The sequence below is a fragment of the Novosphingobium sp. Sphag1I genome, assembly GCF_056279125.1.
The window spans coordinates 131,067-150,857 of sequence record NZ_JBWBQS010000006.1 but is presented as its reverse complement, the minus strand read 5'-3'; the positions used below and the strand labels follow the sequence as shown (position 1 = coordinate 150,857).

Here is a 19,791-nt window from a genome sequence, read left to right as displayed (position 1 = left end):
TCTAACCGATCACCTCGGCGCACAGGCGGCGCATGGGTTCAAGGGCGGGATTGGCATTGTCCCGCCGCCACGCCATGATCAGTTCGGCGGGAAATTCGGGCTGGGTCACCAATTGCCGGAACTGCACATCGTCCGGGTGCAGGCCCAGCGCCGATTGCGGCACCACCGCGGCGGCAAGTCCGGCCCGTACAAGGCCCAGCATCGAATGGATTTGCGTGACATGCTGGACGAATTGCGGGGCCACCTGCGCCTCGTCAAACAGGCGGACCAGCATGTCGTGGAAATAGCCCGCCCCTTGGCGCGCATACATGATCAGCGGCTGGCCATCGAGATCGGCGGGGGTCAGGCTCGATTGCCCTTGCCGCGCATCGCCCGCAGGCAGCGCGACCAGCAAGGGTTCATGCAGGATCGAGAGCGTTTCAAATTCCGACCGCACCACCGGGGGCCGCACAAACCCAATGTCGATCAGGCCCGTCAGCAGCGCGTCGGTCTGATCCGTGCTGACCATTTCGCGCAGTTCCAGTTCGATATTGGGCAGGCTGGCGCGGGCCTGTGCGACGATTTGCGGGACCAGAGTATAGCCTGATACGGCGGTGAAACCGATGGCCACCTTGCCCGCGTCGCCCTTGGCCACGCGCCGCGCCGATAAAGACGCGCTTTCGGCCAGCCGCACGATCCGCCGCGCCTCGATCAGGAACACCCGGCCCGCAGGCGTCAGCGACACCGTCCGGCTGGTGCGTTCCAGCAGCGTCACATCCAGAATGCGTTCAAGCAACTGGATCTGACGGCTGAGGGGCGACTGCGTCATGTTGAGCCGCTGGGCCGCGCGGCCGAAGTGGAGTTCTTCGGCCGCCGCGACGAAGCAGCGAAGCTGGCTGAGTTCGAACATGGAACCCAGATAAAGCGTGTTGCGCATTTTCATAAGTGAAAATGCCGCGCGAGATTATGCGGTCAGCGGCAAAGCATAAGGCGCGACCTTTTCGATCAACGCGGCCAGCTCCGCTTCCTCACCGGGCAACAGGTCGGTCAGCGGGCTGCGCACCGGCCCCGCATCGCGCCCGATCACGCGGCACCCGGCCTTGACGATGGAGACCGCATAGCCGCGTCCACGATCGCGCAGGGTGATGTAGGGCAGCACGAAATCGCGCAATTGCTGTTGCACATGGGCGTGATTGCCGCCGCGCACGGCCTTGTAGAATTCCAGCGCCCATTGCGGCATGAAATTGAAAATGGCCGAAGAATAGGTCGTCACGCCCATGGTCAGATAAGGCGTAGCAAAGGTTTCCGCCGTCGGCAGCCCGCCAATATAGGTCAACCGGTCACCCATGCGGGCATAGATGCGCGCCATCAGTTCGATGTCGCCCACACCATCCTTGTAACCCACCAGATTGGGGTTGCGTTCGCACAGGCCCGCCAGCGTTTCATCATTCACGATGGCATTGCCGCGATTATAGACGATGACGCCAAGGCCCGTCGCACGGCAAACCGCCTCGATATGCGCGGCCAGACCTTCCTGTTTGCCCCCCATCAGATAGGGAGGCAGCAGCAGGATGCCATCGGCCCCGGCGGCCTCGGCCCGGCGGGCGATGTCGACAGCAATCGCCGTGCCATAGCCGCAGCCGGAAATCACCGGCACATCGGGTTTGCGTTCGGCAACGGCGGCGCGCACGACCTGCTCTACCTCATCGGGCGTCAGCGAGAAGAATTCGCCCGTGCCGCCCGCCGCAAACAGACCCGACAATTCATGTTCGAGCATCCATGCGCAGTGAGCGCGAAACGCGCCTTCGTCAAAGGCGCCCTGGGCGTCGAAATGGGTGACCGGAAAGGACAACAGGCCTTCGCCCAGCCGGTGCGCCATCGAGACGGGATCGAACATTGAAACCTCCTGAAAGATTGGTGGGCGCGTCGGGGCGCCGGTCATGAACCTGACTAGGGTTTCGGGGGGCATTGGTCCAAACCAAAGGGGCGGTGGATTGATGCAGGATTTGGCTTGATGGTTCTGTCACGCGCATGTCGTATTCGCCCCCTATCCGCGTTGGGTTCAGGAGATGACATGATGATCAAGGGTTTGAAGGCGGGCTTGCTGGCGGCGGCCATGGTGATGGCCATAGTGACATCAGGCGGGGCGCAGGCTGCGCCCGCACGCGATGCTCTGGTGCGAGAGGGCACCGTGGTGATGATGCGCCATGGTGTTCGCCCGCCGACGAAAGACCCGGCCATGCCACGGGGCGTGGCGGCGCAGGAATGGCCCCGCTGGGATGTCGCGCCCGGCTATCTGACCGCGCATGGCGGCGCGGGGGTCGAGGTGCTGGGGCGCGATGATGCGCGATGGATGAAGCTGCACGATTGCGGTGCGGTGCGGATTATCGCCGACAGTGACCAGCGCACCATCGCCACGGCCCGCCATTGGGCGCGGGCGGCGCTGCGTTGCACCCCCACCATCGATCATTTGCCCCAGGATCAGGAAGATCCGCGTTTCAACGCTTTGTCATCGGGCCTTGCGCGGCTTGATCCCGCCGCCGCTGATCGCGGCGTGGCGCAAGAGGTCGGGCCGGGCGGATTGGCGGCGATGGATGCGCGGTTTCGGCCGCTCTATGCCCGCATCGATGCGATCCTTTGCGGCGCGGCGCGGGGGGATTGCGGCGTGGGCGGCGTGCCCACTTCGCTGCGCGGCGCGAGCGAGACGGGCAAGCCCAAATTGTCGGGCGCGCTGGATCGTGCCTCGACGGCGGCGCAAATCCTGCTGCTGGAATATGCCGAGGGGAAGCCGATGGCCGAGGTCGGCTGGGGCCGGGCCAGCGGGGCGGATATCGCCGCCCTCTCCACGTTCCATGCCGAGGAATTTCGCCTGCTGGCCCGCCCGCGTGATATTGCGCTGCCCAATCTGGCCGGATTGCTGCCCGCCTTGCGCGAGGGGCTGCGCAGGCGCGGCGTGACGCTGGTTTCGGGCCATGACACCAATGTCGCCAATCTGGCGGGGGCGCTGGGGCTCCATTGGCATGTGTCCGGTTTTGCGGCGGATGATCCGGCGCCGGGCGGGGCCATCGTTCTGGAAATCCTGCGCCGCCGTGATGGGGCGCGTTTTGTGCGCGCCACCTATCGCGCACAGGCGCTGGACCAGATCCGTCGCGGCGGGACTTTGGTGATCCGCCAGCCGATGCGGATCGAGGGTTGCGCCGCGCTTTGCCCGTTGGCCAACGTAGAGGCGTTGCTGACGCGCTGATAATCTGCGCAATTTGGCGGTTTGCGGCCGCGCCCCATGGCTGTCAGATTTCCCTCCATTCTGACGGCCATGGGGGGAGCCTTGCGTGAAACTGGTAAAAGCCTTGGTGCTGGCCTTTGGCCTGATGGCGGCGCCCGCTCTGGCCGATGATGCGCCCGCGGAAGGTTACGCCCATTACATGGCGGGCGACCGCAGCCTGCCCACACCGGGCAAGCGTCAGCCGGGCCTGTTGCTGTCAGGCGGGGGCGATTGGAATGTGAATGCGTTCCGCTGGTTCGTCGAACGCGCCGGGCATGGGCATATTGTCGTGCTGCGCGCATCGCAGGGGGGGCAAGCGGGCGAGGCATTTATGAAGGAGATCGGCGGGGTCACTTCGGTCGAAACCTTCGTCTTTTCATCGCGCAAGGCGGCCTATGACCCGCGCATCCTGTCCGCTCTGGAAAAGGCCGACGGTGTGTTTATCGCGGGCGGCGATCAATCGCGCTATGTCCGTTTCTGGCAGGCGACGCCGCTATCGCGCCTGATCGACCGATTGGCGCGGGACCGTCCGATCGGCGGGACCAGCGCCGGTCTGGCCATCATGGGGTGGTGGGGGTACGGCGCGTTCGGCGATGATGGCATCACGTCACCAGAGGCGCTGGACAATCCGATGGGGCCGGGGGTGACGGTGGTGGACCGGTTTTTGCACCTGCCCCGGATGCGGCGGATTTTTACCGACAGCCATTTCATGATCCGGGGGCGGATGGGTCGGTTGATCGCCTTCCTTGCCAATGTCCGGGCGCGGGGGGCAAAGGATGTGGTTGGGCTTGGCATGGATGAGCGGGCCTCGCTGGTGGTGGACGGGGCGGGCCATGCGCGATTGATGGCACCCAAGGGCACCTATGGCTGGCTGGTGCAACCGGCGGGCCTCGCGCAAAAGGCGGTGCTGGGGGAAAAGCTGGATTATGCCGGGGTCAAGATCACCGGCATCGGGGCCGAGAGCCGGTTTGACCTCAATACGTTGCAGGTGGCGCGTCCGGCCTTTTCCGGCGTGGCGCAGGTGCGCGGCGGGGTGCTGACCGGGGTTCCCGCTCCCTTGCCGTAAAACGGGCGCGATGTCATAGGCGGGCGATGAAAACGGAGAGAATGCCATGAGCGTCGCCTTTCGTCGTGACGGCGACGAGGAACATCTCGAACCCAAATTCGAGCTGCCGATTCCGCCTGGACCCAATCTGGTGACGGCGCGGGGCAAGGCGATGATTGATGAAAAATGCGCCGAATATGAGGCCGCCATTGCGGCGGGGGGCGATGAGGAGGAAATCAAATCCGCCCGCCGCCATCTGCGCTATTGGCGCACGCGTGCGGCGACGGCTCAGGAAATGCCCGCGCCCGATGGTTCCTGCGTCGCCTTTGGCGCGACGGTTCGGTTCCGGTTAAAGGGCAAAGAGCGCACCATCACCATCGTGGGCGATGACGAGGCCGATCCGGCGGCGGGCCTGCTGTCCTTTTCCGCACCTTTGTCCCGCGCCATGATGGAGGCCGAGCCGGGCGAATGCGTCGATTTTGGCGGCGTGGCCGAAGCGATTGAGATCATGGCCATTGAGATTTGCTGAACTGCGACGTTTGTCGGTTGGCAATTGCGCGCTTTAGACGTTAACCCATGCGCGAATTCAGTTGGGAGAAGTTGATGTCTGGCCCGTCAAAAGCCGCCGTCTGGCCGTGGATCGCGGCAGGTTTGCTGGGGCTGGGCGCCCTGACCAAGGTGGCGGTCGATCATGGCGAGCCGATCAATGCGCTCTGGCTGGTGGTGGCCTCGCTGGGCTGTTTCTTTGCCTCCTATCGGTTTTATGCGCGGTTTATCGGCGCGCGGGTGATGGGGCTGGACGCGGCGCGGGCGACCCCGGCGCATACGATGGCCGACGGGCTGGATTATGTGGCGACCGATCGCAACGTATTGTTCGGACACCATTTCGCCGCGATTGCGGGCGCGGGGCCTTTGGTCGGGCCGGTGCTGGCGGCGCAGATGGGCTATCTGCCCGGATCGTTGTGGATCATCTTTGGCGTGGTGCTGGCCGGCGCGGTTCAGGATTTTCTGATCCTGTGCCTGTCGATGCGTCGGGGTGGCAAATCGCTGGGCGAAATCATCCGCATGGAAATGGGCGAGGTGGCGGGCGGCATCGCTTTGCTGGGCACGTTCATGATCATGGTGATCATTCTGGCGGTGCTGGCGCTGATCGTGGTCAAGGCTTTGGCGGAAAGTCCGTGGGGCATGTTCACCGTGGCGGCGACGGTGCCTTTGGCGCTGGCGATGGGTGTCTATTCGCGCTGGATCCGGCCGGGCCGCGTGGGCGAGGTGTCCTTGCTGGGGCTGGTGGGCCTGCTGGCCGCGCTGGCCTTTGGTCAGGATGTGGCGCAGTCCGCGTTCTGGGGGCCTTTGTTCACCTATACGCCGATCCAGATTTGCTGGATTCTGATCGTTTACGGGGCGATTGCCTCGCTGCTGCCGGTTTGGTTGCTTCTGGCGCCGCGTGACTATCTTTCGACCTTCCTCAAGATCGGGACGATCATCGCGTTGGCCATTGGCATTCTGATCATGGCCCCCGCGTTGAAGATGCCTGCCTTGACGCAATTCGTGAATGGCGGCGGGCCGGTGTGGTCGGGCGGCTTGTTCCCGTTCCTGTTTATCACCATCGCCTGCGGGGCGGTGTCGGGTTTCCACGCGCTGATTTCCAGCGGCACCACGCCCAAGCTGATCTCATCCGAGGCTGACGCCCCCTTTATCGGTTATGGTGCGATGCTGGCCGAGGCGTTTGTGGCGATCATGGCGCTGGTGGGCGCGTCCATCATCGAACCGGGCATCTATTTCACCATGAACAGCCCCGCCGCTCTGATCGGCACGACGCCGGAAAGCGCGTCGGCGGCGGTCACGGCGATGGGCTTTGCCATCACGCCCGATGCCATCATGCAATTGACCAAGGATATTGGCGAACACACGATCCTGTCACGCGCAGGCGGCGCGCCGACTCTGGCCGTGGCCATGGCCGAGATTTTCAGCCATGTCGTGGGCGGCGCGGCGATGAAGGCCTTTTGGTATCACTTCGCCATCCTGTTCGAGGCGTTGTTTATCCTGACCGCGGTGGATGCCGGGACGCGGGCGGGGCGGTTCATGGTGCAGGACTTGCTGGCCCGCGCGGTGCCGCCGTTTGGCCGGATGAACGGTACGGTGCAGGGCCTGATCGGCACCGGGATCTGCGTCGCGGCATGGGGCTTTTTTCTGCATCAGGGCGTCACCGATCCGCTGGGCGGGGTGAATACGCTGTGGCCGGTGTTCGGCATTTCCAATCAGATGCTGGCGGCAACGGCGCTGATGCTGGCCACCGCCGTATTGTTCCGCATGAAGCAGGAGCGGTACGCTTGGGTTTCAGCCGTGCCGACCGTGTGGCTGCTGATTTGCACTTTGTCGGCCGGGTGGCTCAAACTGTTTTCGGATGATCCCAAGGTGGGCTTTCTGGCCCATGCGGCCAAATATGCCGATGCGGCGGGGGCGGGCAAGGTTCTGGCCCCGGCCAAGGATATGGCCCAGATGGAGCGGATCATCTTTAACGACCGCGTCGATGCGGTGCTGTGCGGGTTCTTTATGATCGTCGTGCTGTCCATTCTGGTGTCGGCGGTGCGGACCTGCCTTGGCGCGCTGCGTTCGCCGGTGCCCACTGTGGCCGAGATGGCGGCGTGATGGGGTTCCTGCGCCGGTTGATGGGGGCCATTGTGGGGATGCCGGACTATGACGCCTATGTGGCGCATATCCGCGCGCACCACCCCGATCGCGAAGTGATGGACCGCAAGACCTTCTTCCGCAACCGACAGGAAGCCCGCTATGGCAAGGGCGGCGGCGGCAAGTGCTGTTGAAGCAGGATTAAACCTGTTCTTCGCAGAGTTTGCAAAGGGCGTGGATCGTGCCTTGAACGATCCGGTCCTTAAGGCTGTACCAGCGGATTTGGGCATCGATGCGCACGTTGACGATGTCCTCTGCGCGCAGCAGCGCCAGATGTTGCGACACGCCCGATTGCGACAGGCCGGTCATCGCGACCAGCTCATTCACGCTGACCTCGCCCTCATCCATGCGGCACAGCATCAGAAGGCGCTCAGGATGGCTCATGACCTTGAGGCGAGCGGCCATCATGGATGCATTGGCTTTAAGTTCGGCGAGATCCTGAGGTTTCATACTTAACAAGCTTGCCGCTTTTCGTTCTCATTTGCAAGAGGCGCGAGCTTAAAAGTTGAATGGATTTCCCGTTACATGCGTTCAATAAAGTATTATTGAACAGTGATTTACGTGCCGCCTGACAAAAGGGTAAGTGAATCGGCAATGTTTGACAATCGATTTTGCGCAACAGAGTAATAGACCAGTTTTGCCTCGCGCCTTGCCTGAACCAATCCCACTTTGCGCATCAATGCCAGTTGCTGGCTGATTACGGACAGGCTGTGGCCGGTATCACTCGCCATTTCGCCCACGGAAATGGGGCCACGGGCCATGAGCGTCAGCAATTGGTACCGCAGGGGGTGTCCCAACACGCGCATCGTCTCGATCAGGTCGGCGGACGGCTGTGTCATGGTCTGGCTTTGATCCGCATATCCAGCGCGCCGGTTGCAATCGGCTTGAAATGGATGCCTTTCCGATCTGTTGCGTCGGCCAAATTTTTCGCCACGCCATGCCCCCTTCTTTGCACTGCCTGATGCGGATTTCAGGTCAGGGTTCTGCCTTTAGTGTTTGGCGGCAAGGAGGAATTGATGGCGATCAAATTGCGGTGTGTGGTTCGCACGTGGGGTGGCGATATTTAGGGGAAGGTTGAGCGAGTGCCGCATTTTGGGATGTCAGATATGGAAAAATAGCCAATATGGCACAATCCATTGCCCTGCGCGGAAAGCGGGCAAAGAAAAACCCGGCCGAAGCCGGGCTTGGAAGTTTGGGAGAGGATGCCTGAAAGGCAGGTTCTAACTAGGTCAGATGCATGATTCGCGCAACTGAAATTTGTGTCAACTATCCATATCGGCGTATATAATGTATTTTCAAAACCAAAATGTCCAATTTGGCAAATTCTCGTTCATCTTGCGGTGAAAATCACCGCTCTCGTCCGACAAATCAACCCAAGGGAACGTCAATATTATCAATCAGTCGCGCCTTGCCGATGCGCGCTGCGGCCAGCAAACGCGCCGAACCGGTCCCACGCTGGGCCATGGGCGCCAACGTGTCGGCATCGCAAAGCTGGGCATAGTCGATGGAGGCAAAACCCCCGTCCAGAATCGCCTGTTCCATCCGGGCCAGAGTTTGGGCGACATGCGCCCCGTCCGCGATTGCGGCGGCGGCGATCTGCATCGCGCGGGGCAGAGCCACCGCATCGGCGCGCTCCTGAGCCGACAGATAGGCATTGCGCGATGATCGGGCCAGGCCATCGTCCTCGCGCACGGTCGGCACGCCGATGATCGCATCGACATGCGGCGCGGTCAGATCAAGGTCGCGCGCCATCCGCCGGATCACGGCCAGTTGCTGCCAGTCCTTTTCGCCAAACAGTGCGACATCGGGCGCCACCTGATTGAACAATTTGAGCACCACAGTCGCCACGCCATCAAAATGACCCGGCCGCGCCGCGCCGCACAGCCCCTCGCTGACCCCGGACACGCCGACATTGGTGGCAAAGCCAGCCGGGTACATTTCATCAACCGTCGGCGCCCACAAGAGCGCGACGCCTTCGCCTTCCAAGGCGGCCTGATCGGCGGCCAATTGGCGCGGATAGGCGTCCAGATCCTCGCCCGCTGCAAATTGTCGGGGATTAACGAAAATGGACGCTACGACATGTTCGGCATGCTTACGCGCCTCGCGAATCAGCGTTAAGTGCCCGAAATGCAAGGCTCCCATGGTCGGGACAAGCGCCACGCGACCCGTCTTGCGCAATTGTGCCACCGCATTGCGCAGCAGATTGAGGTGATTGATGGTTTGCACCGGCACGGCCCCTTCGGTAAGGTTTTGACACTGTTCGCGCCGGGGCTACTAAGCCTGCAACGCGCGGGCTTCAATGCTTTTGCAACCCGCCAACCCTGTGATGAGAGAGCCGCCATGTCTGGTCCCCACCGCATCGTTTTTGCCAATGAAAAGGGTGGCACGGGTAAATCGACGACCGCCGTGCATATTGCCGTCGCGCTGGCCTATCTGGGCGCGCGGGTCGGGACGATTGACCTCGATTCGCGTCAGCGCACGATGCACCGCTATATGGAAAATCGCGGCGAAACGCTGCGCCGTCGCGGCATCGAATTGCCCACCGTGAAATTTGAGGTATTTCGCGGCACCACGACCGAGGAACTGGACGCGCTGGCCTTGCAGGTGGCGCAGGATGTCGATTACCTGATCTTCGATACGCCGGGGCGCGATGATGAATTCGCCCGCCATGTGGCGATGAGCGCGGATACGCTGGTCACGCCGCTCAACGACAGCTTCGTCGATTTCGACCTGATCGGTCAGGTGGACGCGGAAAGCTTCAAGGTCCGCCGCCTGTCCTTTTATGCCGAAATGATCTGGGAGGCGCGCAAGAAGCGCGCCATGGCCACGATCAACGAACACCGGCGCGAAATGGACTGGGTCGTGGTGCGCAACCGCACCCAGCATATCGAGGCGCGCAACATGCGCCGTATCGACAGCGCTCTGGCCGAATTGTCGCGCCGGGTCGGTTTCCGCATCGCACAGGGCCTGTCCGAACGCGTGATCTATCGCGAATTGTTCCCCAGCGGTCTGACCCTGCTGGACAAGGGGCATCTGGGCGATCTGGGCACCAGCCATCTGGTGGCGCGTCAGGAATTGCGCACGCTGGTGGCGGGCTTGAACCTGCCTGCTCCGCGTGCCCAGCGTGACACATACGCCGTTTCGGCGGGGTGATCGGGCGATGATCAAGCTGATCCTGTTGCTGGCGCTGGCGTCATGGGCCTGTCGGCAATGGACGGGGGCTTGGCCGTGGGTGCATTGGCAACGCATGACCGGCCCGACGCCGGTGGACCGGGCGCGCCGCCTGTTGGGCGTGCGCGACGGGGCCGCGCGGGGCGAAATCATCGAGGCGCATAAAAAGCTGATAACACAGGTTCACCCCGACCGGGGCGGCGATGTTGCGCTGGTGCATGAGGCCAATGATGCGCGCGACCTGCTGCTGGCGCGTTTAGAGCCTGAAAAGCGGGCATGATCGATCCGGTGATTTTCCGCGAATATGATATTCGCGGCACCTATGGCCGAAACCTGTCCGATGATGATGCCTATGCGATCGGGCGCGGCGTTGCGGTGGCCTTTCGCCAGCGCGGCGGGCAAGGCATGGCCGTTGGCCGTGATGGGCGGCTCAGTTCGCCCGCGTTAGAGGCGGCGCTGGTCGAGGGTTTGCGCGATGGCGGTGTCGATGTGCTGCGCATCGGCATCGGCCCGACGCCGATGCTCTATTACGCCGAAGCCTCAATGCAGCAGGTGCAGGGCGGCATTCACGTAACTGGCAGCCACAATCCCCGCGATGATAATGGCTTCAAGATAGTATTTTTTGGGTGTGCGCTCTTCGGTGCCGAAATCGAGCGGATCGGCGCTCTGGCCATGGCGCAGGTTGGAGCGGGTGATCTCGTCCATCGCGGCCTGGTGGAAACGGTGGATGTCATGCCCGCCTATATCGCCCGCATCGCCCAAGGGTTGTTGCCGGAATGGAATGACATTGTCGGCGCCATGTCCATCGGTTGGGATGCGGGCAATGGCGCCGCCGGTCCCGCCATTGAGCGGTTGACGCAACTTTTGCCCGGTCATCACCATTTGCTTTTCACCCAAATTGACGGCCATTTTCCCAACCACCATCCTGATCCAACCGATGAGGCCAATCTCGCAGACTTGCGCGCGCTGGTCGCGTCCAGACACCTCGATTTCGGAGTGGCCTTTGACGGCGACGCGGACCGGATCGTGGTGGTTGATGGCCGGGGGCGCTCGATCCTTGGCGATCAGCTTCTGGCGCTGCTGGCGCAGGATGTGTTGGTGGATTGCCCCGGTGCGACCATTCTGGGCGATGTAAAGGCTTCGCAGGCGGTTTATGACCGGATTTCCGCGTTGGGCGGTGTTCCGACGATGGGGCCGGCGGGGCACAGTCTCATCAAATCCGAAATGAAGGTGAACGGGGCGGTGCTGGCCGGAGAGACCACCGGGCATATCTTCTATAAACACCGGTATTATGGTTTCGATGATGCGCTTTATGCGGCCGTCCGGCTGCTGGGCGCGCTGGCGCGGCGGGGGGGATCGCTGGCCGATTGGCTCGATACTTTGCCGCGATGTGTTAACACGCCCGAATGGCGCTTTCCCGTCGCCGCAGAGCGCAAGCGCGCCGTGATCGACGAGGTGGCCGCAAGGCTGGAGGCGCAAGGCGGGCAGGTCAACCGGATGGACGGGCTGCGCGTATCTCGCGATGGCGGCTGGTGGCTGCTGCGGGCGTCCAATACGCAGGAAATGCTGGTGGCGCGGGTGGAAAGCACCAGCCAGGTCGGATTGGCCGCTTTGGTGGCCGAACTGGACGATCAATTGGCACAAAGCGGGGTGGTGCGGGGGTGAGACAGCCTGCTGCGCGCGTTGCCCAATGGTTTGCCGGGCGCGGTTGGCACATCCGCCGCCATCAGGCGCAGGTTCTGGAACAGGTGGGCGCGGGGCGGCACGTGCTGCTGGCCGCCGACACCGGGGCGGGCAAGACGCTGGCCGGGTTCCTGCCGACGCTGTGCGATGCGGCAGAGGGCGATCTGGCCGATGGCTTGCACACGCTCTATGTCTCGCCGCTCAAGGCGCTGGCCCATGATATTCAGCGCGGGCTGCTGGCGCCGGTGGCCGATATGGGCCTTGGCCTGAGGGTAGAGGCGCGGACGGGCGATACATCCTCCGACCGCAAGGCGCGGCAGCGGCATGATCCGCCCCATGTCCTGCTGACCACGCCCGAATCCCTGTCGCTGCTTTTGTCCTATCCTGAAAGCGCGACGATGTTTGCCTCGCTGCGCTATATCGTGATCGACGAAATCCATGCCATGGCGGCCAGCAAGCGGGGGGATCTGCTGGCTTTGTCGCTGGCCCGTCTGCAAACATTGGCGCCGGACATGCGGCGGATCGGACTTTCGGCAACCTTGGCCGATCCGGCGGGATTTGCCCGCTGGATCGCGCCGGGCGGGCGTGTCGAAGATGTCGCGATGGTTGAGGGCGAAACGGGTGCGCCCGCCGATGTCTCGATCCTGTTGCCACAGGGCGAGCGTATCCCGTGGAGCGGCCATGCGGCCAGTTGGGCTGTGCCGCAGATCCTCGACCTGATCCGGGCGCATCGCACGACGCTGATTTTCACGAATACGCGCTTTCTGGCCGAATATACGTTCGGGCTGCTGTGGGATCGCAACGAGGAAAACCTGCCCATCGGCATCCACCACGGCAGCCTTTCCGCCGAGGCCCGGCATAAGGTCGAGGCGGCCATGGCGGCGGGGCGGTTGCGCGCGCTGGTCTGCACCGCCAGCCTCGATCTGGGGGTGGATTGGGGCGACATTGATCTGGTGGTGCAGATGGGCGCGCCCAAGGGTTCCAGCCGATTGTTGCAGCGGATCGGGCGGGCGAATCACCGGCTGGATTGTCCGTCCAAGGCGGTGCTGGTGCCGGGCAATCGGTTTGAATTCCTCGAAGCCGTGGCCGCCGTCGAGGCGGTGCGGGCGGGCACCCGCGATGGCGAGGGATTGCGCCCCGGAAGCCGCGATGTTCTGGCCCAGCATGTTCTGGCCATTGCGTGCGCCGGACCGTTTGATGGACAGGCTTTGTTGGCGCAAGTGCGTCAGGCGTCGGCCTATGCCGATGTGAGCGAGGATGAATGGGAACGCGTCCTCGGCTTTGTGTCCAACGGGGGCTATGCGCTGCGGGCCTATGATCGGTTTCGGCGGATCACCCATGGGCGCGACGGGTTGTGGCGATTGACCCATCCCGATCTGGCGCGCTCCTATCGCCTGAACGCAGGGATTATCGTCGACGCCGATATGGTCGAGGTGGCTTTTCGCAACGGGCGCGCGCTGGGCCGGGTCGAGGAGGATTTCGCCGCCTCACTGGGGCCGGGGGATACATTCCGTTTCGCCGGATTGGACCTGGAGGTTGAAGCGCTGCGGGAAGGCTCCTTGCTGGTGCGCGCGTCGCGGCGGTCGGCGGCAATCCCGTCCTATAATGGCGCGAGGATTCCGATCTCCTCGCATCTGGCCGACCGGGTGCGCGGGTTGATTGCGGACCGATCACGTTGGGCCGATTTTCCCGATGACGTGCGTGAATGGCTGGAGGTGCAGGCCCGCGTTTCCGTCCTGCCGCAACCGGGCGAATTGCTGGTCGAGAGTTTTCCGCATCAGGACCGGTTCTACAGCGCCTTCTATACGTTCGAAGGCTGGCCCGCGAATCAGTCGCTGGGTATGTTGATCACCAAACGGATGGAAGCGTCCGGGCTGATGCCGCTGGGCTTTGTCGCCAATGATTATGCGTTGGCGGTATGGGGGCTGCGCCCGATTGAGGATCCGGCCGCACTCTTGTCGCCCGATATCCTTGTCGATGAATTCGTCGAATGGGTGGAAAATTCCTACCTCCTGCGCAGGGCCTTTCGTGAGGCATCGGTGATCTCTGGCCTCATCGAGCGTCAATTGCCGGGCAAGCGCAAGAGCAACCGGCAGGTGACTTTTTCCAGCGACCTCATCTTTGACGTGTTGCGGCGCTATGAACCCGACCACCTTTTGCTTCAGGCCGCATGGGCCGATGCGCGGCAAAAGATGACCGACATCGCGCGGGTGGGGGAAGTGCTGGACCGGGCACAGGCCGCGATCCGTCATCAGCGCCTTTCGCGGGTCAGCCCTCTGGCGGTGCCCACGCTGACCATGATCGGGCGGGAGAGTATGCCCGCCGGTGCCGCGGACGATGAACTGCTGCTGGAGGCCGAAGCTCTGGCCGCTCTGGCCATGGAGCCATAGGCACAAAAAAGGGGCGGATCGCTCCGCCCCTTCTCTTGCCGTATCAGCAGGTCGCCTTTGCCTTACTTGGCATTGGCGGCCTTGTTGAACGTGGCATAGCGCTCGTTACCGACGAAGCCGAACTTCGTCACTTCCGACGCCTTGATGATGTTAAGCACATTCGCCGTCAGTTCATAGCCGGCCTGTGCGTCGGGCTCGAACTGCAGTTCGGGCTCAACCGCCATGGCGCGCGAAGACTTGAGGTTCGCGGCCAGAACGCTGCGATCGATCGGCGTGCCATTCCACAGGATCTGGTTATCCGGGGTGAGCACGACCTTGTTCTTGATCGGATCGACAGGCGGCTTGGGCATATTCGGCGGCGGCGGCGAGGGCAGGTCGATGTTCACCGCGTGGGTGGCCACCGGGATGGTGATAATGAACATGATCAGCAGAACGAGCATAACGTCGATCAGCGGAGTCGTGTTCATTTCACCCATAGGCTCGCCATCGTCTTTGCCAGCTGACATTGCCATGGGATTTTACTCCTGAGTTAGAGGGCTCGATCAGCCGTTCGGATCGACCGGGGTCGAAATGAAGCCAACCGTGGGATAGCCCGCGCGCTGCACGTTGAAGATCGCACCAGCGACGCAGCGCCAGGGCGCTTCGACGTCGGCACGAACGTGAACCTGCGGCACCTTTTCGGGGTTATCACGCAGAGCCTCTGCACCACCTTCGCGCTTGATGATGTCGTCAAGACGCTTGAACGCCTTGTCGAACAGTTCAGTCGAGTCGACCGGGGTGACGTTATTGAAGTAGATGCGGCATTCGCCACCACGCGACGCGCCTTCGAAGCCGGGGTCGCCGGCGCTGCGACCAGCAGCGTCGGTGGTGCTGACCGAGATCAGCAGGTTTTCGACCTTATCCTTCGATTCCTGCGAAACCATCACAGGGATCTTGAGCTTCTGGATCGTCTGGATCGCAACCGGAACTGCGATCAGGAAGATGATCAGCAGCACCAGCATCACGTCCACCAGAGGGGTGGTGTTGATGTCGGACATCGGCTTTTCTTCGCCGCCCGCGCCGCCAACAGACATTGCCATGTTATGATCCTACTCTTGCAATGCCCTCTTTCGAGAGGAGGGATTGGGGGGAGGGGAGGACCGGGGAACCATACCGCATGCTGTGTATGGCGCCCCGTAGCATCCGGGCAGGCTGGCCACCCGGATACAACCTCATGTCTTACTTCTTGGCGGCAGGAGCCGGAGCAGCCTTGACCGGGGCAGCAGCCACGACGGGCTTGATGGCGCCCTTCGAGTTGATGTAGGCCAGAACGTCAGCCGAGAAGCCGGTCAGCAGTTCGTTGATGCGCTTGTTGCGCGACTGCAGGAAGTTGTAGGCAAGCACGGCAGGCACAGCGACGAGCAGACCGATGGCGGTCATGATCAGAGCTTCACCCACGGGACCGGCAACCTTGTCGATCGAGGCCGAACCGGCCAGACCGATGGCGATCAGAGCGCGGTAGATGCCGACCACGGTACCGAACAGACCCACGAACGGAGCGGTCGAACCAACGGTGGCGAGGAAGGGCAGGCCGCGAGCAAGGAAAGCGCCGATCGAAGCTTCGGTGCGAGCGAGCGACGAGTGGACCCAGTCGTGGGCTTCGAGGCTGTCAGCCATCTTGCCGTGGTTTTCTTCGGCCAGGATACCGGCTTCGACGATGTCACGGAACGGGCTGGTCTTTTCCAGCTTGGCAGCGCCTTCCTTCAGCGAACCGGCCTTCCAGAACGTGCCCAGAGCCTTGTACTGCTTGAAGATCTTGGACTGGTCCGACCAGCGCGTGAAGAGCACGAAGAACGAACCGAACGAGAAAATCGCCATGATGGCAACGGTCGACTGAGCGATCAGGCCGCCCTGTTCCAGGGCTTCCTTGAAGCCGAACTTGTTCTGGGGAGCCGCGCCAGCAGCGGCGGTCAGAATGTCAATAAGCATGCGATGGTCCTCTCAAAGGGCTCTCGAATAGAGAAATAGATCGTTTACAAAAGGGACCGGGCGCCAATGCCGCAATCCCCTGGGGAGTGTGGCTCAGTCCTTCGGGATGACCCACTTCACGCGATTGGCATAAACGCCGGTGGTGGGCTGGCCTTCGCCATCCTTGGCGGGCGCAAAGCGCGCGCGGCTGGTGGCGTACTTGCAGGTCGCAGCGTCCAGTTCGGCATTGCCCGAGCTGGCCGTGATTTCACAACCCGACACGCGGCCATCAGGCGCCACGGTCAGACGGAAACCGGTCGTGCCCTGCACACCTTCACGCAGAGGACGCGAAGGATAGTCTTCCGGCGTTACCCAGTTGGCGGGGTTGCCCTTGGGGGCAGCACCGACGGGCTGGAAACGCGGCGGCGGCGGTGCCACAGGTGCAGGCGGAGCCAGCACAGGGGCAGGCGGCGCCGGCGGCGGAGCAACCGAAACCGTTTCGATCACAGGCGCGCTGACGGGCGCCACGTTCACCGGCGGCGGCGGAGCGACGATCGGCGGTGGCGGAGCGTCCTTCGGCGGCGGCGGCGGCGGCGGCGGCGGTTCTTCCTCTTGCTTGATATCGACAGTCGTTACTTTTTTCATGATCTTCTGAGCTGCCGAGTAGGCGAGACCAGAGACCAGGGCATAACCAACGACGATGTGAATCAAGGCAACGATGATAATGGCGGTAAGGCGATTACCGCTCAATTGTTGATCAGCGTAGGCCATTCAGACGCATCACTCCATACAAACACCCGGGCAAACCCCGGGCCGACCACAAACCGCGTCCGAAGACGAGGCCCATGGGGAAAAGCTCATATCCACCCTGCCGGATTTACCGGATATTCGCCAAATGCCTTATGTGCGGGCTTTTGGCGAACGCATCGGCCCCCTTTGTTGGGGGTCCGCTTTTTTGCCAATCCTAACCACCTTGCAGACTCGGCGCAACGTCTTATGCGCATAGGGGTAGGGTTCAGGCAAAATTCATTTGTGTTAAGGTGTCTCTAACAGGGACCCTTAGGGGCCCAATGCAGGGGTTATGCGCCAATGGCGATTTTTTCGGAGTTTTCCGCGATGTTTCAAGGCATCCGGCATAGAAAATCGGCTTGCTTTGCGGCTCTATTGCCGCTGTTTGTTCCGGTCTGCGCAGGGGCTCAGGAGCCCGTTACGCAAAATGTCGTACAATCGTATGCTGACCTCGTTGGTCTGGCCGAATCATCGCCTTTGGTCGTTTTTGCAGAGCTGAAAAAAGTGATTCCGATCCCTCTGCCAAGGGATGCTTCGCCCTTTACACCGGTGCAAAGGGCCTATTTTGAGGCGCAGGGAATCGATTTGTTGAGCGGCAAGGGCTCGGTTTCGACCAATGTGCGCTATCTTGCCGATGTCCGGCTTGATTCGCGACACAAAATTCCCAATCCAAAGAAGCAGATGGTCCTGCTTTTCGCCCGCCCTGCCGCTGATGGCGGGGCTGATATCCAGCTTGTCGCCCCCGATTCACAACTGCCTTGGAGCCAGCCGCTCGAGGCGCAGGTCCGCAAGATTTTGAGCGATCTGGCCGCGCCTGATTCGCCGCCGCATATCACCGGGATCAACATGGCCCTTTATCAACAGGGCGATCTGGCGGGGGAAGGCGAGACGCAAATCTTCCTGACCACGGCCAAGGGGACACCCGCCGCGATCATCATTCAGCACAAGCCCAACCAGCCTTCGCGCTGGAGCGCGTCCTTCTCCGAAGTGGTCGATGCCGCCAACGCCCCGCCGGCCAAGGATTCGCTGCAATGGTATCGTCTGGCCTGTTCGCTGCCCGAAATGCTGCCTGCTGCGGCCAATCTGGGCGAAACACAGGCGGACAAGGATCAGGCGGTGGCCGACTATCTGCTGGTTCGCCGTGATCTGGGGCCTTGCACGCGCACGCGTGTTTCGTGGGGCGGCGATATAGCCAAACCGGGCAAATAGGCTTGCTGACGCGCCAATTGCCGCCTAGTGGCGCAGGGTCCAAAGCGCCCCGGCGCGTGACGCCAAATTCAGGGACCCCATGATGACCAACACTGTCGATCAAGCCGCTCTTTCGCCCCAATCCGGCAAGACGCCCCTGCGCATTGCGCTGGCCGGCCTTGGCACGGTGGGCGCGGGCGTCATTCGACTGGTGGAGGCCAATGCCGATCTTATTGCGCGTCGCGCCGGACGGCCGATCAAGGTTTCCGCCGTGTCGGCGCGCGATCGCGGCAAGGATCGCGGCGTGGATCTTTCCCCCTATGCGTGGGAAGATGACATGACCGCGATGGCCGCGCGCGACGATGTCGACGTGGTGGTTGAATTGGTCGGCGGGTCTGATGGCCCGGCGCTGACGCTGGCGCGCAATGCGATTCGCCATGGCAAGGCGTTGGTCACGGCCAACAAGGCGATGATCGCCCATCACGGCATGGCTCTGGCCAAGGAAGCCGAAGCCAAGGGCGTGGCCATGCGTTTCGAGGCGGCGGTTGCGGGCGGTATCCCGGTCATCAAGGGCCTGCGCGAAGGCGCGGCGGCCAACCGGGTCGAGCGGATCTATGGCATCCTAAACGGCACCTGCAATTATATCCTGTCCACGATGGAGGACACGGGCCGCGACTTCTCCGAAGTGTTGAGCGAGGCGCAGGCCAAGGGCTATGCCGAGGCCGACCCGACCTTTGACATCGAAGGCATCGATGCCGCGCACAAGCTCTCGATCCTCTCGGCCATTGCCTTTGGCGCCAAGATCGATTTCGGCAGCGTCGATACGCAGGGCATCAGCCGCATTCTGGCCGCCGACATCGCCCAGGCGGATTCGCTGGGCTATTGCATCCGCCTGATCGGCACGGCCGAGGCCGATGCAGGCCCCGACGGCGCGCCGGGTCTGTTCCAGCGCGTGGCGCCGCATCTGGTGCCTTTCGACAATCTGCTGGCCCATGTTGATGGCCCGACCAATGCGGTCGTGGTTGAAGGCAATTTCTCCGGTCGCCTGCTGTTTCAGGGCGCGGGCGCGGGCGATGGTCCGACCGCTTCGGCGGTGGTGGCTGACCTGATCGACATCGCGCGCGGCATGGACACCGGGTTTGAGGCTGACATGGCCTTCTCGATTCCTGTGGATGGTCTGGAAGATATGGCGCCCGCCCCTGCAGGCCATCGTCTGGGCCGCGCCTATATCCGTTTCCTTGTGGCGGATCGTCCGGGCGTTCTGGCCGAAATCACCGCGGCGATGCGCGATGCGGGCGTGTCGATCGAAAGCCTGATCCAGAAAGGTCAGGCCAGTAAGGACGGCGCGGTCATCGTCGCCATCGTCACCCATGAGGTGCCCGAAGCCGCCGTCGCCAAGGCGCTGGCCCTGCTCGAAGGTTCGCCCAGTCTGGTGGGCCAGCCGCTGGTGATGCAGATTCTGGGCGCGTAAAAACGCTTCATTTGTACGGCAATTGGAACGCCGGGGGCATGTCCTCCGGCGTTTTTCTTTGTTCGGTCCGGGGCTGGGTTCGTATGTTGGGCCAATTGCGGCCTCGGCTTTGCGTTTGCGGCATTTGTCGGCTCGACAATCGGATCTTGCATAGGTAAGCGGACAAGCCTGCATAGGT

20 protein-coding genes are annotated in these 19,791 nt (G+C 62.6%); 11 read left to right on the top strand and 9 right to left on the bottom strand.

Features of this window, described 5'->3' with window-relative positions; genetic code table 11:
- Nucleotide 1: 1 nt before the first annotated feature.
- Nucleotides 2-916, bottom strand: a complete 915-nt coding sequence (locus tag ACZ9HU_RS09005; protein WP_476104345.1) for a LysR substrate-binding domain-containing protein — start codon at nt 914-916, stop codon at nt 2-4.
- Between the two features lie 27 nt (nt 917-943).
- Complete coding sequence (gene kdgD / locus ACZ9HU_RS09000) at nt 944-1,876, bottom strand: 5-dehydro-4-deoxyglucarate dehydratase (RefSeq protein ID WP_476104344.1); 933 nt, start codon at nt 1,874-1,876, stop codon at nt 944-946.
- A 177-nt stretch (nt 1,877-2,053) separates the two neighbouring features.
- Here kdgD and ACZ9HU_RS08995 point away from each other — a divergent pair, with 177 nt between their 5' ends.
- The 5 genes from ACZ9HU_RS08995 (at nt 2,054) to ACZ9HU_RS08975 (ending at nt 7,108) form a co-directional block, all read left to right on the top strand.
- The gene (locus tag ACZ9HU_RS08995) at nt 2,054-3,223 is read left to right on the top strand and encodes a histidine-type phosphatase (RefSeq protein WP_476104343.1); all 1,170 of its coding nucleotides are present in this window, start codon (nt 2,054-2,056) and stop codon (nt 3,221-3,223) included.
- An 85-nt stretch (nt 3,224-3,308) separates the two neighbouring features.
- On the top strand, nt 3,309-4,307 hold the full coding sequence (locus tag ACZ9HU_RS08990; protein ID WP_476104342.1) for a cyanophycinase: 999 nt from the start codon (nt 3,309-3,311) through the stop codon (nt 4,305-4,307).
- A gap of 46 nt (nt 4,308-4,353) precedes the next feature.
- On the top strand, nt 4,354-4,815 hold the full coding sequence (locus ACZ9HU_RS08985) for a GreA/GreB family elongation factor (protein ID WP_476104341.1): 462 nt from the start codon (nt 4,354-4,356) through the stop codon (nt 4,813-4,815).
- A 74-nt stretch (nt 4,816-4,889) separates the two neighbouring features.
- Entirely contained in the window at nt 4,890-6,935 is a 2,046-nt protein-coding gene (locus ACZ9HU_RS08980) for a carbon starvation CstA family protein (RefSeq protein ID WP_476104450.1), read from the top strand.
- Nucleotides 6,935-7,108 carry a YbdD/YjiX family protein gene (locus ACZ9HU_RS08975; RefSeq protein ID WP_476104340.1) on the top strand — a complete coding sequence of 58 codons (174 nt, stop codon included), beginning with the start codon at nt 6,935-6,937 and terminating at the stop codon, nt 7,106-7,108. Before ACZ9HU_RS08980 ends, ACZ9HU_RS08975 begins: the two co-directional genes overlap by 1 nt.
- A 7-nt stretch (nt 7,109-7,115) precedes the next feature.
- On the opposite strand, the gene ACZ9HU_RS08970 is transcribed toward ACZ9HU_RS08975, so the two are convergent.
- The 3 genes from ACZ9HU_RS08970 to panC all read right to left on the bottom strand — a co-directional run bounded on the left by ACZ9HU_RS08970 (nt 7,116) and on the right by panC (nt 9,200).
- Complete coding sequence (locus tag ACZ9HU_RS08970) at nt 7,116-7,424, bottom strand: ArsR/SmtB family transcription factor (protein ID WP_476104339.1); 309 nt, start codon at nt 7,422-7,424, stop codon at nt 7,116-7,118.
- A gap of 107 nt (nt 7,425-7,531) precedes the next feature.
- The gene (locus ACZ9HU_RS08965) at nt 7,532-7,813 is read right to left on the bottom strand and encodes an ArsR/SmtB family transcription factor (RefSeq protein WP_476104338.1); all 282 of its coding nucleotides are present in this window, start codon (nt 7,811-7,813) and stop codon (nt 7,532-7,534) included.
- A 529-nt stretch (nt 7,814-8,342) separates the two neighbouring features.
- Nucleotides 8,343-9,200 (bottom strand): pantoate--beta-alanine ligase, encoded by an 858-nt coding sequence (gene panC / locus ACZ9HU_RS08960; protein ID WP_476104337.1) that lies wholly within the window; start codon nt 9,198-9,200, stop codon nt 8,343-8,345.
- 114 nt (nt 9,201-9,314) lie between these two features.
- On the opposite strand from panC, the gene ACZ9HU_RS08955 reads away from it, so the two are divergent.
- From ACZ9HU_RS08955 to ACZ9HU_RS08940, 4 genes are read left to right on the top strand one after another with little or no spacing between them, the layout of a single operon-like run.
- A complete protein-coding gene (locus ACZ9HU_RS08955) occupies nt 9,315-10,127 on the top strand; it encodes a division plane positioning ATPase MipZ (RefSeq protein ID WP_476104336.1) in 813 nt (270 codons plus the stop codon).
- Nucleotides 10,099-10,425, top strand: a complete 327-nt coding sequence (locus ACZ9HU_RS08950) for a J domain-containing protein (RefSeq protein WP_476104335.1) — start codon at nt 10,099-10,101, stop codon at nt 10,423-10,425. Before ACZ9HU_RS08955 ends, ACZ9HU_RS08950 begins: the two co-directional genes overlap by 29 nt.
- A complete protein-coding gene (gene pgmG / locus ACZ9HU_RS08945; protein ID WP_476104334.1) occupies nt 10,422-11,810 on the top strand; it encodes a phosphoglucomutase/phosphomannomutase PgmG in 1,389 nt (462 codons plus the stop codon). Before ACZ9HU_RS08950 ends, pgmG begins: the two co-directional genes overlap by 4 nt.
- The gene (locus ACZ9HU_RS08940; protein WP_476104333.1) at nt 11,807-14,218 is read left to right on the top strand and encodes a ligase-associated DNA damage response DEXH box helicase; all 2,412 of its coding nucleotides are present in this window, start codon (nt 11,807-11,809) and stop codon (nt 14,216-14,218) included. Before pgmG ends, ACZ9HU_RS08940 begins: the two co-directional genes overlap by 4 nt.
- A gap of 62 nt (nt 14,219-14,280) precedes the next feature.
- Here ACZ9HU_RS08940 and ACZ9HU_RS08935 read toward each other — a convergent pair whose 3' ends face one another.
- The 4 genes from ACZ9HU_RS08935 to ACZ9HU_RS08920 form a co-directional block, all read right to left on the bottom strand.
- A complete protein-coding gene (locus ACZ9HU_RS08935; protein WP_476104332.1) occupies nt 14,281-14,730 on the bottom strand; it encodes an ExbD/TolR family protein in 450 nt (149 codons plus the stop codon).
- Between the two features lie 30 nt (nt 14,731-14,760).
- Entirely contained in the window at nt 14,761-15,297 is a 537-nt protein-coding gene (locus tag ACZ9HU_RS08930; RefSeq protein WP_476104331.1) for an ExbD/TolR family protein, read from the bottom strand.
- A 139-nt stretch (nt 15,298-15,436) separates the two neighbouring features.
- On the bottom strand, nt 15,437-16,186 hold the full coding sequence (locus tag ACZ9HU_RS08925) for a MotA/TolQ/ExbB proton channel family protein (RefSeq protein ID WP_476104330.1): 750 nt from the start codon (nt 16,184-16,186) through the stop codon (nt 15,437-15,439).
- A 93-nt stretch (nt 16,187-16,279) separates the two neighbouring features.
- Entirely contained in the window at nt 16,280-16,810 is a 531-nt protein-coding gene (locus ACZ9HU_RS08920; protein WP_476104329.1) for an energy transducer TonB, read from the bottom strand.
- A 732-nt stretch (nt 16,811-17,542) separates the two neighbouring features.
- Between ACZ9HU_RS08920 and ACZ9HU_RS08915 the strand changes: the two genes are divergently transcribed.
- Together ACZ9HU_RS08915 and ACZ9HU_RS08910 are read left to right on the top strand one after the other, a co-directional pair.
- Nucleotides 17,543-18,163, top strand: a complete 621-nt coding sequence (locus ACZ9HU_RS08915) for a hypothetical protein (RefSeq protein WP_476104328.1) — start codon at nt 17,543-17,545, stop codon at nt 18,161-18,163.
- A 79-nt stretch (nt 18,164-18,242) separates the two neighbouring features.
- Nucleotides 18,243-19,613, top strand: coding sequence for a homoserine dehydrogenase (locus ACZ9HU_RS08910; RefSeq protein ID WP_476104327.1), 1,371 nt, complete (start codon nt 18,243-18,245; stop codon nt 19,611-19,613).
- Nucleotides 19,614-19,791: the final 178 nt, after the last annotated feature.

Bases quoted from the DNA above. Each gene is read 5' to 3' on its own strand.
- ACZ9HU_RS09005 (WP_476104345.1), bottom strand. From the start codon at position 916: ATGCGCAACACGCTTTATCTGGGTTCCATGTTCGAACTCAGCCAGCTT.
- kdgD (WP_476104344.1), bottom strand. From the start codon at position 1,876: ATGTTCGATCCCGTCTCGATGGCGCACCGGCTGGGCGAAGGCCTGTTG.
- ACZ9HU_RS08995 (WP_476104343.1), top strand. From the start codon at position 2,054: ATGATGATCAAGGGTTTGAAGGCGGGCTTGCTGGCGGCGGCCATGGTG.
- ACZ9HU_RS08985 (WP_476104341.1), top strand. From the start codon at position 4,354: ATGAGCGTCGCCTTTCGTCGTGACGGCGACGAGGAACATCTCGAACCC.
- ACZ9HU_RS08980 (WP_476104450.1), top strand. From the start codon at position 4,890: ATGTCTGGCCCGTCAAAAGCCGCCGTCTGGCCGTGGATCGCGGCAGGT.
- ACZ9HU_RS08975 (WP_476104340.1), top strand. From the start codon at position 6,935: ATGGGGTTCCTGCGCCGGTTGATGGGGGCCATTGTGGGGATGCCGGAC.
- ACZ9HU_RS08970 (WP_476104339.1), bottom strand. From the start codon at position 7,424: ATGAAACCTCAGGATCTCGCCGAACTTAAAGCCAATGCATCCATGATG.
- ACZ9HU_RS08965 (WP_476104338.1), bottom strand. From the start codon at position 7,813: ATGACACAGCCGTCCGCCGACCTGATCGAGACGATGCGCGTGTTGGGA.
- ACZ9HU_RS08955 (WP_476104336.1), top strand. From the start codon at position 9,315: ATGTCTGGTCCCCACCGCATCGTTTTTGCCAATGAAAAGGGTGGCACG.
- pgmG (WP_476104334.1), top strand. From the start codon at position 10,422: ATGATCGATCCGGTGATTTTCCGCGAATATGATATTCGCGGCACCTAT.
- ACZ9HU_RS08935 (WP_476104332.1), bottom strand. From the start codon at position 14,730: ATGGCAATGTCAGCTGGCAAAGACGATGGCGAGCCTATGGGTGAAATG.
- ACZ9HU_RS08930 (WP_476104331.1), bottom strand. From the start codon at position 15,297: ATGGCAATGTCTGTTGGCGGCGCGGGCGGCGAAGAAAAGCCGATGTCC.
- ACZ9HU_RS08925 (WP_476104330.1), bottom strand. From the start codon at position 16,186: ATGCTTATTGACATTCTGACCGCCGCTGCTGGCGCGGCTCCCCAGAAC.
- ACZ9HU_RS08920 (WP_476104329.1), bottom strand. From the start codon at position 16,810: ATGAAAAAAGTAACGACTGTCGATATCAAGCAAGAGGAAGAACCGCCG.
- ACZ9HU_RS08910 (WP_476104327.1), top strand. From the start codon at position 18,243: ATGATGACCAACACTGTCGATCAAGCCGCTCTTTCGCCCCAATCCGGC.